The 1,488-nt window shown below is 72.4% G+C and carries 1 protein-coding gene and 1 pseudogene; both read left to right on the top strand.

Features of this window, described 5'->3' with window-relative positions:
- Window positions 1-455: pseudogene (locus AB0N07_RS50905) on the top strand (hypothetical protein); the annotation flags it as partial.
- A partial coding sequence (locus tag AB0N07_RS50900) for an FtsW/RodA/SpoVE family cell cycle protein (RefSeq protein WP_365847791.1) occupies window positions 452-1,488 on the top strand: 1,037 nt, incomplete at its 3' end. The pseudogene AB0N07_RS50905 and the gene AB0N07_RS50900, both read left to right, overlap by 4 nt.

Raw genomic sequence — 1,488 nt, 5'->3', positions numbered from 1 at the left:
GCAGGTTCATCCCCGTGTTCACCACGCTGCTCGCCCTCACCCTCGCGGCCGTGGCCGTGTGGGGCTACCTGTGGACCCAGACGCAGTACTACGTGGGGGCCAACGACGGCCGGATCGCCGTGTTCAAGGGCGTCTCCCAGCGGCTGGGCCCGCTCGAGCTGTCCCACGTGGACCGCCAGACCGACCTCCCGGTGGACGCGCTGCCCGCGTACGCACGCGACCGCGTGAACGCCGGCATGGCCGCCCGGGACGTGGACCACGCGGAGCAGATCGTCGCCGAGCTGCGCGACTCGCTGCACCCGAACGCCCCCGCCCCCGCCGGTGAGCCCTCCGAGCGGGCCCGGCCGAGCGCGACGCCGTCGTCGTCCTCCGCCCGCCCCTCGGACGCGTCCGGCTCCGCCGCGCCGACGAGCCCGGCGTCGTCTCCGAGCGCGACCGGAGGTGAGGCCCCGTGACCGAGGTGATCTCCCCCGCACGCCCGCGCCGGAACATCGAACTGGTCCTGCTGCTGGCCGCCCTGGCCATCGCCCTGGGGGCGGACCTGCTGGGCATGATCGGCACGGACGCCCCGCTGGACTCCACCGCCTGGGTGCCGCTGGGCATCTTCGGCGCCGCCACCCTTGTGCTGCACGTGGTCCTGCGGCTGCGGGCCCCCTACGCGGACCCGTTCATGCTGCCGATCACCGCCCTGCTCAACGGGCTGGGCCTGGCCATGATCCACCGGCTGAGCCAGGACGCCGCGATGGCCAACCCCACCTCGCAGCTCGTGTGGTCCGTCCTGGCCGTCCTGGTGGCCTCCGCCCTGGTGTTCCTGGTGCGCGACCACCGGGTGCTGCGGCGCTGGCCCTACCTGTTCCTCGCCGCGTCCGGCGTGCTGCTGCTCCTGCCGCTCGTGCCCGGGCTGGGCCTGAGCATGTACGGGGCGCGGATCTGGATCGACGTCGGCTTCGGCACCTTCCAGCCCGGCGAGATCGCCAAGATCACGCTGGCCATCTTCTTCGCCGGCTACCTCTCCGCGAACCGCGACCTGATCCTGCTGGCCGGCCGCCGCGTGGGCCCGGTGACCTTCCCCCGAGCCCGGGACCTCGGCCCGTTGCTGGCCGGCTGGCTCCTGGCGCTCGGCGTGCTCGTGTTCCAGCGCGACCTGGGCTCGGCCCTGCTGTTCTTCGGCATGTTCATGGCGATGCTCTACATCGCCACGTCCCGCGCCTCCTGGATCCTCCTCGGCTTGGGCCTGATCGCCTTCGGCGCGGCGCTGGCGTTCCTGTTCATGCCGCACGTGACCGCCCGGTTCGAGATCTGGCTGAGGGCCTTCGACCCCGAGATCTACCATCGCGACTTCGGCGGCTCCTACCAGGTGGTCCAGGGCCTGTTCGCGATGGCCTCGGGCGGGATGATGGGCACCGGCCTGGGCGCGGGCAACCCCACCCAGGTGCCGCTGTCCTTCTCGGACATGATCCTCACGGCCATCGGCGAGGAGCTCGGCTT

The sequence above is a fragment of the Streptomyces sp. NPDC051172 genome (assembly GCF_040682555.1).
In the GTDB taxonomy this organism is placed as follows: domain Bacteria; phylum Actinomycetota; class Actinomycetes; order Streptomycetales; family Streptomycetaceae; genus Streptomyces.
The sequence above is the reverse complement of the archived record's forward strand: the minus strand, read 5'-3'. Positions and strand labels throughout refer to the sequence as shown.